The organism is Cryobacterium sp. MLB-32 (assembly GCF_000738085.1).
In the GTDB taxonomy this organism is placed as follows: Bacteria; Actinomycetota; Actinomycetes; order Actinomycetales; family Microbacteriaceae; genus Cryobacterium.
Window position 1 is genome coordinate 1 of sequence record NZ_JPRS01000560.1, and the last position, 719, is coordinate 719.

The 719-nt window shown below is 60.4% G+C and carries 1 protein-coding gene; it reads right to left on the bottom strand.

Features of this window, described 5'->3' with window-relative positions:
* The coding region (locus JF66_RS19955; RefSeq protein WP_231556530.1) for a UPF0182 family protein at nucleotides 1-684 on the bottom strand (684 nt) is incomplete at its 3' end.
* Nucleotides 685-719 lie beyond the last annotated feature (35 nt).

Sequence of the window (719 nt, forward strand, 5' to 3'; positions counted from 1 at the left end):
TGAGTACTGGTCGAACCAGATGCTCACCGCCTGCAGGAGCAGGTAGAGGCTGGCGGTGACAGCGATCTGCACGCGTGCCGCCTTGGAGACAATGATCTCCCGACCGCTCACCCGGATGGACCCATAGAGATAACTCGTGGCGAGAGCCACCAAAGCCGAGATGAGCACGACCGCGGAGGCGAATCCGAGGATGGCCTGATAGAACGGCAGGTCGAACAGATAGAACGAAATGTCGAACCCGAACTGCGGATCCGTGCGACCGACCTCGCTGCGGTTGAGCCACATCAGTACAACCTGCCACTGAGTGGCCGCGGCCACTCCGGCGAAGAGACCCAGAAGTGCCGGGATGCCGTACATGGCCAGACGGCGCAGCGGCTCGATGACCTGCTGATAGCGATCCAGCTGCGAATTGAGCTTCGCGTAGACGGGGCGCATGCGGTACGCGATCTGGATGCTGATCCAGACAGGAACGCCCATCGCGAGCACACCGACGATGAACAGCACCGCTGTCGCGATCCACTGTGTGGTCAGAACGCTCAGGAACCCGAGTTGGTCAAACCACAGCACATCGGTGTACAGCCCAGCGAAGATAAAGAACAGGATCACCAACCCCGCAACTATCGCTGCCGTGATGGCAAGCGGGGTTCGGCTCCGTCGTGGAGCGCTGTCGGGTGAAGATGTCACGAATAAGCCTCATGCTCTGTCAGATTAGGGACCCC